The following is an 8,330-nucleotide window of genomic DNA, read 5'->3' as shown; positions in this document are numbered from 1 at the left end:
TTCCCCGTCGGGGATGAGGATCGCCGCCCCCGCCCGCACCGCGGCGGCGGCGTTGAGGCTCTGCTCGCCGTTGCCGACGGCGTAGGGCACGTAGACGGCCGGGATGCCGAGCGCGTTGATCTCGCTGACCGTCGCGGCACCCGATCGCGAGACCACGAGATCGGCGAGGGCGAAGGCCAGGTCCATGCGGTCGACGTACCGCACGACGGCGTACCCCTGCGCGCCCGGGTCGGGAAGGTCGGAGTTCTGACCGGTCACGTGCAGCAGCTGCCAGCCGGCGTCGAGCACGTCGCGCCACGCGCCGCCGAACGCCGTGTTCAGGCGCAGCGCGCCCAGAGACCCCCCGAACACCAGCAGCGTCGGCCGCCCGGCGTCGAGGCCGAAGTGCGCGGCCGCCGCGGCGCGGGTGGCCGCGACGTCGAGCTCGACGATCTCGCGGCGCAACGGCATCCCCACCTCTCTCGCACCGCGCAGCGGCGTGCCCGCGAACGCCGTGCCGACCCCGGCCGCTGCCCGGGCACCCAAGACGTTCGCCAGGCCCGGCTTGGCGTTGGCCTCGTGCACGACGAAGGGGACGCGCTCGCGCCGCGCCGCCACGTACGCCGGCGCCGCCGCATAGCCTCCGAAACCGACGACGACGTCGACGCCCCGCTCGCGGATGAGCCGCCGCACGTGCGCCACCGCGGCCAGGAACTGCCGAGGGAAGACCGCCGCCGCACGGTTCGGACGCCGCGGGAACGGCACCTTCGCCACGATCAGCAGCTCGTAGCCGCGCAGGGGCACGAGCCGCGCCTCCAGACCCTCGCGCGTACCGAGCACGAGCACGTCGGCCGCGGCGTCGCGCGCGCGCAGGCCGTCGGCGACGGCGAGGAGGGGGTTCACGTGGCCGGCGGTGCCGCCGCCGGCGAGCAGGTAAGTCGTCACCGTACGACCCTAACCAGGCCGGGTGGCGGTTCCCGCCCGATCAGCCGCGGGTCCGCCGCGCCGCAGCCCGACGCGCGGGGCGCGCGGGGGCCGCCACCGCCGCGCGGCGATCGGGCAGGGTCCGCGCGCACGACAGCAGCACGCCGCAGCCGATCAGCACCGACAGCAGCGAGGTGCCGCCCTGCGACATGAACGGCAGCGGCACGCCCAGGACGGGGAACACGCGCAGCACCACGGCGACGTTGATCATGGCCTGACCGACGATCCAGATGGTGATGCCGCCCGCGACGATGCGCACGAAGGGGTCGTCGGTGCGGCGGATGATGTGGAACGCCCCGACCGCGAACAGCGCGAACAGCGCCAGCACGACGACGCAGCCGATCAGGCCGAGCTCCTCGCCGACGATCGCGAAGATGTAGTCGTTCGCGGCGGCCGGCAGCCAGTCGTACTTCTCGGCGGAGTTGCCGAGTCCCACACCGAACACTCCCCCGGCGGCGAGGCCCCAGATGCCGTGCAACGGCTGGTAGCAGTCACCGAGGTAGTTGGCGAGGCAGTCCTGGTCGAGGAAGCTCATGATGCGGCGCATGCGGTCCGGGCTCGTCAGCGCGAAGAGCGCGATCGCGCCGAGCGCGCCGATCGCCGGCAGCAGGAAGATGCGCAGGCGCACGCCCGAGAAGAACAGCGCCCCCAGCAGCACGAGCACGAGGATCATCGTCGTGCCGAGGTCTTTACCGCCCATGACCGTGGCGATCACCAGCGCCGCCACCGGCACGATGGGGATGAAGACGTGACGCCAGTCGCCCAGCAGCGTCTGCTTGCGGAACAGCACGTATCCGAGCCACAGCGCGAGGGCGAGTTTGAGGAACTCGGCGGGCTGCGCCTGGATGCCGGCCAGGTTGATCCAGTTGCGGTTGCCGTTGGCTGAGATGCCCAGCGGGGTGAACACCAGCAGCTGGAACATCGTGGCGGCGATCAGCGCGGGCCACGCCATGCGCTTCCAGAAGCGCAGCGGCGCGCGGCTCAGGACGAACATGAGCGGGATGCCGACCACCGCGAACACGCCCTGCTTGAGCACGTGGTCGAAGGGGTTCTGCGCCCCGTCCAGCGCCGAGGTCGCCGAGAGCACCATCACGAGCCCGAAGAGGGTCAGCAGCAGGGCGGCCGAGGTGATGAGCAGGAACTCGCTGGGGACCGGGCGGAAGGCCCGGCCGAGCGAGACGCGGGCGGTGAGTCCGGGGCGGGCGGGCTCTTCAGAGCTCTGCCGGGGAGGAGGCGCCGTCGTGGTCACGCGTGTCTCCTCAATCGGTCAGTCGAGTCGCTCCGTCGCCCTGGCCCGCGATCCACGTCCGCACCGCGTCGGCGAAGCGCTCACCGCGGTCGGAGTAGGACGAGAACTGATCGAAGGATGCCGCCGCGGGAGCCAGGAGCACGGTGTCTCCGTCCCGGGCCACACCCGCCGCCAGTTCGACGACCCGGGCCATGACGTCTTCAGTCTCGGCGTGGTCGACCTCGAACAGCGGCACCGCGGGGGCGTGTCGCGCGAACGCCGCGACGATGTCTCCGCGTTCGGTGCCGATCACGATGGCCGCGCGCACGGACGCCCCGCGCTGGCGGACGAGGTCGGTGACGTCGACGCCCTTGAGCAGGCCGCCCACGATCCAGACCGCGCCGGGATACGCCGCGAGCGACGAGGCCGCCGCGTGCGGGTTGGTCGCCTTCGAGTCGTCGACCCAGGTCACGCCGCGATGGGCGCCCACGACCTGGATGCGGTGGGGGTCGAGGCGGAACCGCTCGAGCGTGTCGAAGATCTGCGCCGGCGTCGCGCCGAGCGACCGCGCCAGAGCGGCGGCGGCGAGGATGTTGGCCACCATGTGCGGGGCGGCGAGTCCGTGCTCGGCCAGATCGGCGACGGTGGTGAGTTCGAGCGCCGAGGTCGCGCGCTCCTCGAGGAAGGCCCGGTCGACCAGGATGCCGTCGACCACGCCCAGGTCGCTGGGCCCGGGAACGCCGAGGTCGAAGCCGATGGCGCGGGCACCCTCGACCACCTCGGCGTCCTCGACCATCTCGCGGGTGGCGACGTCGGCCTTGTTGTACACGCAGGCGACACGGGTGCGGGCGTAGACGCCGGCCTTGGCCGCGCGGTACGCGTCGGCCCCGCCGTGCCACTCGAGGTGGTCGTCGGCGAGATTCAGGCACACCGCGGCGTGGGGCGAGACGGCATCCGCCCCCTGCTGCAGGTTGAGGTACCAGAGCTGGTGGCTCGACAGTTCGACCACGAGGGCGTCGAAACCGCCGGGGTCGCGCACCGCGTCGAGGACGGGGGTGCCGATGTTGCCGACGGGCGCGGCGCGCAGACCCGCCGTCACCAGCATCTCGGCCGTGAGCCGCGTCGTCGTGGTCTTGCCGTTGGTGCCGGTGATGAGCACCCACTCCGCGGGGCGGCCGTCGGCGCGGACGACCTTGTCGCGCACGCGCCACGCCAGCTCCACGTCGCCCCAGAGGGCGATGCCCCGCTCCTGCGTCCAGCGGATCACCGGGTGGTGCGGGGGGAATCCGGGCGAGGCGACGACGACCTCGGGCGCGAAGTCGGCCAGCTCGGCGGGGACGGTGTCGAGCGGGCCTTCGTGCAGGCGCACGCCCAGCACAGGCAGCAGGCGGCCGTACTCGGCATCCGCTTGCTCCGTCACCACGAGCACGTCGGCGCCGAGTTCGGCGAGCGTGTCGGCGACCGAGAAACCCGTGACCGACAGGCCCAGCACGGCGACGCGCAGGCCCTTCCAGTCGGCGTGCCAGCTGGTGAGGGTGGTGAGGTCGGTCATACGCGTGAGAGCCATTCGACGTAGAAGAATCCGATGCCCGAGACGGCCAGCAGGCCCGCGATGATCCACATGCGCACGACGATGGTGACCTCGGGCCACCCGCGCATCTCGAGGTGATGATGAAGGGGACTCATGAGGAACAGGCGCTTGCCCCTCGTGATCTTGAAGTAGGCGCGCTGCAGGATGACCGAGCCCGACGCGATGACGTAGACGCCCGCGATGAGCACGAGCAGCAGCTCGGTGCGGGTGAAGATCGCGAGGGCCGCGATCACGCCGCCGATCGCCATGGAACCGCAGTCGCCCATGAACACCTTGGCCTTGGGCGCGTTCCACCAGAGGAAGCCGACGAGGGCGCCCACGAAGGAGGCGGACACGATCGCCAGGTCGAAGGGGTCGCGCACGGCGTAGCAGCCGGCCTGCACGCTCGGGTCGAGCACGTCCGCGCACACCTGCTTGTTCTGCCAGAACGCCATGAGGCTGTAGGCGCCGACGACGAAGATGCCCGATCCCGCCGCGAGGCCGTCCAGACCGTCGGCGACGTTGACCGAGTTCGAGGTCGCGGTGCCGATGAGCGAGATCCACGCGAGGTAGAGCAGCCAGCCGAGGATGGGCCCGAGCGCGAAGAACGACAGCAGCTGGATGTCGCGGAACACCGAGACGTATCCCGACGCGGCCGTCTGTCCGACGGAGTTGGGGAAGTTCAGCGCCACGATCGCGAACGGGACCGCGACGATGATCTGACCGGCGATCTTGCGCCAGCCCGAGAGGCCGAGGCTGTTCTGGTGGCGCACCTTCATGTAGTCGTCGATGAACCCGACGACGCCGAAGCCGAGCATCATCCACAGCACCAGCAGACCCGACATCGTCGGGGGGTTGTTCCCGGCGAACGAGCCGATCAGGTAGCCGACGATGGTGCCGAGGATGAAGATCGTGCCGCCCATGGTGGGCGTGCCGCGCTTGGCACCGTGCGAGGGGTTGTGCACGTTCTCGGGCGTGCGGATGACCTGTCCCCAGCCCCACTTGCGGAACCACCGCAGGAACACCGGGGTGAGGAACAGGGTGAAGGCGAGCGAGATCGCCGCCGAAGTCAGCAGAGATCTCACGCGAAACGCTCCCCGAGTCGATCGCCGAGGTGACGAAGCCCCGCCGAGTTGGACGACTTCACCAGGACCCGATCGCCGTCGCGCAGCTCGGTCTCGAGATAGGCGAACGCGGCGTCGGCGTCGGCGAAGAACACGGCCTCGCCGTCCCACGAGCCCTGCGCGATGGCCTCGAGGTACATGCGCCGCGCCTCGGGGCCGATCACGACGATCCGCTGGATGCGCAGGCGCACCGCGAGCAGCCCCACGCGGTCGTGCTCCTCGTCGGCGTACTCCCCCAGCTCGCTCATCGCGCCGAGGACGGCGACGGTGCGCTCGCCCGGGCCGGTGATCTGCGCGAGGGTGCGAAGCGCCGCGGCCATGGAGTCGGGACTGGCGTTGTAGGCGTCGTTGATGATGCGCACGCGGTCCGAGCCCATCGGCTGCATGCGCCAGCGTTCGGCGATCTCGACCGTCTCGAGCCGCGCGATCGCGTCGGCGGCCGCGACGCCCAGGGCGGTGGCGGCGGCCAGGGCCGCGAGGGCGTTCATGACGTGGTGCTCGCCGAGCACCCGCAGGGTCAGGGTGTGCGGTTCGCCGTCGACGAGCAGCTCGGCGCGGGTCCCGGATGCCGAGACCTCGACGTCGAGGGCGCGCACCTGGGCGCGCTCGCCGCGACCGAACCAGCGGACGTCCTGTCCGCGCTCGCGCGCGATCGGCTCCATCGCGGCGACGCGGGGGTCGTCGGCGTTGAGGACGGCGAGACCGCCCTCGCGGGTGGCCGTGACCAGCTCGCTCTTGGCGTGGAAGGTCGACTCGATGCCGCCGAAGCCCCCGGCGTGGGCCATGCCGACCATCAGGACGACCCCGATGTCGGGGGTCACCAGACCGGCGAGGCGGGCGATCGCGCCGGGGGCGCTCGCGCCGAACTCGCTGACGAGGTAGCGGGTGGCATCCGTGACGCGCAGCATGGTCAGCGGGGCGCCCACCTCGTTGTTGAACGAGGCGCGCGGCGCCACCGTCTCGCCCTCGGCCTCGAGGATGCGGGCGAGGAGGTTCTTGGTGGTCGTCTTGCCGTTCGAGCCGGTGATGCCGACGATCTTCAGGTCGCCGCGGGCGCGCACGCGCGCGACGACGTCGCTCGCCAGCGCGCCGAGAGCGGCGACGACGTCGGGGACGACGATCTGACTCACGTCGTCGTCGAGCTCGCGCTCGACCAGGGCGAGGACGGCTCCGCGCTCGACGGCGGTGCCGACGAAGAGGTGGCCGTCGGTGGTCTCGCCGGGCTTGGCGACGAAGACGCCGCCGGGCTCGATGAGGCGGGAGTCGGTGTCGACCAGTCCGGACACGAGCGTGTCGGGGGTGTCGTCGCGGCGCACGACGAGGCGCCCGCCGAGCAGGTCGGCGATGTGGGAGAGCGGGGTGGGGATCATAGCTGTGCGGACGCCCTTTCCGTGTCGCATTCGTTACCGAGACGAGACCGGCGTCGGCGGTGTCTCAGCCGAACTTGGGCAGTTCGGGGGTCGTGGTTCCCGAGGGGATGACGCGGTAGTTCTTGAGAACCTGCGTCATGGCCTTCTGGAACGCGGGGGCGGTGGCCGCGGACGATTTTACCGTCCGCGGTTCGTCCAGGTTGACCTCGACCACGTACTGCGGGTCGTCGGCCGGGGCGAAACCGATCATCGTCGTGAAGTACGCATCGCCCTTGTAGGCGCCCGTGACGGGGTCGGTCTTCTCACCGGTACCCGTCTTGATGCCGATGCGGTACCCGGGGATGGCGACCTGGTTGGCGAGCGTGCCCTGGGTGGCGACGTTCTCGAGCATCTGCGAGACGGTGCGCGCGGCGTCCTCGGACACCACGCGCGTGCCCTGGGCGTCGGGCACGTCGGTGACGGTCCCGTCGGCCGCGGTGCAGCTCTCGACCAGGGACAGCGGCATGCGCACGCCCCCGTTGGCGATGGTCTGGTAGGCGCCCGCCAGCTGCGGCACGGTGACCGAGATGCCCTGACCGAAGGTGGTGTTGTAGAAGGTCTGCTTGTCCCACGACGAGGGGTCGCGCATGATGCCGCCGGACTCGCCGGGGAAGCCGACGGCCGTCTGCTGCGTGAGCCCGAACTTGTCGAGGTACGACACGCGGGTGTCGAGGGGGATCATGTCGCCGAACTTCGAGATGCCGACGTTCGAGGAGTCGATCAGCACACCCGTGAGCGTGTAGGTGTTCGCGGGGTGCGCGAACGAGTCCGATACCCGTGCTCCCCCGGGCAGCGTCTCGCTCGAGGACGCCGTCACGGTCGTGCCCGTCGAGAACGAGCCGCTGTCGAGGCCGATCGCCGCGGTGATCGCCTTCATGGTCGAGCCGGGCTCGTGGGGGTCGCGGAAGGCGGCGCTGCCGCGCTCGGTGGCCGGTGAGGCGGTGGGGTCGTTGGGGTCGACCGTGGGGTACTCGGCGAGAGCGCGGATCTTGCCCGTCTTTGCCTCGACCACGGTGATCGTGCCGCCGAGCGAGCCGGTGTTCTGCGCCTGCTCGGCGATGAGCTGCTGCATGTACCACTGCAGATCGCGGTCGATCGTGAGCGTGAGGGTGCCGCCGTCGACGGCGGGCTGCGTGACGACCTCGGTTCCCGGCAGCACGACGCCGTCGCGGCTCTGCTGGAAGACGACCTTGCCGTTGCTCGAGGCGAGGCAGGAGTCGTCGGCGCTTTCAAGACCCTCGAGCGGTTGTCCGTCGCTGCCGACGAAGCCGAGCAGATTGCCGCCCACCGCTCCGTCGGGGTACATGCGTCCGGCCTGCGGCGGGAAGCTCAGGAACGGCAGGCCCAGCGCGACGAGGGCGCGGTACTGCTCGGTCGAGACGCTCCGGGCGATCATGGCGTAGCGCGAGTCGGGGTTGTCGGCCACGGCATCCGTGACGGTCTTCTGCACCTCGGCGGCGTCCTGACCGGTGACCGAGGCGATGCGGGCGGCCAGCTCCGGCCACTCGGTGGTGGTCTCGTCGCCGTCGTCGTCGCGGGTGGTGATGCCCTTCGCCGCGAGCATGGGGTCGATCTGGACGTCGTAGCGGTTGACGCTGCTGGCGAGGGGGATGCCGTTCTCGTCGACGATCGACCCGCGCGAGGCGTACTCGACGCGCGAACTCTGCAGACCCATCGAGAGGGAGTCGTCGACGTGTTCGCGGGCGTTGACGACCTGGATGTCGATGAGGCGCACCACGAAGGCGACCAGCACGATCAGGACGACGGCGAGGGCGATGACGGTGCGGCGGCGCGGGGACCGGGAGGCTGCTGTCGTCATGCGCTTATCGTGTCGCGGGCGTGGGCAGACCGTCGCTGATCGGCGGGGGTGTCGCCGATCCGGTCGCGGGCGCGGGGGCGTCGGCGGGCCGCGAGGGACCGTCCGGCGCGACCGCGGCACCCTCGGCGGGGTTGGAGGCGGTCGGAGCGGCGGGTTCGGTGGTCGAGGCGGCCGGGTCGGTCACCAGCGGCACCCCGGCGATCAGCGAGTTGTTCAC

The 8,330-nt window shown here is 71.2% G+C and carries 6 protein-coding genes and 1 pseudogene; all 7 read right to left on the bottom strand.

Features of this window, described 5'->3' with window-relative positions:
- Window positions 1–924: glycosyltransferase (locus tag DBR36_RS02100; protein ID WP_108317365.1), on the bottom strand; the 924-nt coding region annotated here is incomplete at its 3' end.
- A 40-nt stretch (window positions 925–964) separates the two neighbouring features.
- Window positions 965–2,212: a putative lipid II flippase FtsW gene (ftsW, locus tag DBR36_RS02095; protein ID WP_108317364.1), complete on the bottom strand. Its 1,248-nt coding sequence runs from the start codon at window positions 2,210–2,212 to the stop codon at window positions 965–967.
- A gap of 10 nt (window positions 2,213–2,222) precedes the next feature.
- Window positions 2,223–3,758: a UDP-N-acetylmuramoyl-L-alanine--D-glutamate ligase gene (gene murD, locus DBR36_RS02090; protein WP_375136043.1), complete on the bottom strand. Its 1,536-nt coding sequence runs from the start codon at window positions 3,756–3,758 to the stop codon at window positions 2,223–2,225.
- Complete coding sequence (gene mraY, locus DBR36_RS02085) at window positions 3,740–4,846, bottom strand: phospho-N-acetylmuramoyl-pentapeptide-transferase (RefSeq protein ID WP_108317362.1); 1,107 nt, start codon at window positions 4,844–4,846, stop codon at window positions 3,740–3,742. The genes murD and mraY overlap by 19 nt, the downstream gene beginning before the upstream one ends.
- A complete protein-coding gene (murF, locus tag DBR36_RS02080) occupies window positions 4,843–6,255 on the bottom strand; it encodes a UDP-N-acetylmuramoyl-tripeptide--D-alanyl-D-alanine ligase (RefSeq protein WP_108317361.1) in 1,413 nt (470 codons plus the stop codon). Before murF ends, mraY begins: the two co-directional genes overlap by 4 nt.
- A 64-nt stretch (window positions 6,256–6,319) precedes the next feature.
- Window positions 6,320–8,113, bottom strand: coding sequence for a penicillin-binding protein 2 (locus DBR36_RS02075; protein ID WP_108317360.1), 1,794 nt, complete (start codon window positions 8,111–8,113; stop codon window positions 6,320–6,322).
- Between the two features lie 4 nt (window positions 8,114–8,117).
- Window positions 8,118–8,330 (bottom strand): annotated as a pseudogene (locus tag DBR36_RS17485) (hypothetical protein); the annotation flags it as partial.

This window comes from Microbacterium sp. HMWF026 (assembly GCF_003061325.1).
GTDB classification, from domain to species: domain Bacteria; phylum Actinomycetota; class Actinomycetes; order Actinomycetales; family Microbacteriaceae; genus Microbacterium; species Microbacterium testaceum_E.
The sequence above is the reverse complement of the archived record's forward strand: the minus strand, read 5'-3'. Positions and strand labels throughout refer to the sequence as shown.

What these genes read in the sequence shown, in the direction of transcription:
- murD (WP_375136043.1), bottom strand. Translation starts at nt 3,758, where the DNA reads ATGGCTCTCACGCGTATGACCGACCTCACCACCCTCACCAGCTGGCAC.
- murF (WP_108317361.1), bottom strand. Translation starts at nt 6,255, where the DNA reads ATGATCCCCACCCCGCTCTCCCACATCGCCGACCTGCTCGGCGGGCGC.
- DBR36_RS02075 (WP_108317360.1), bottom strand. Translation starts at nt 8,113, where the DNA reads ATGACGACAGCAGCCTCCCGGTCCCCGCGCCGCCGCACCGTCATCGCC.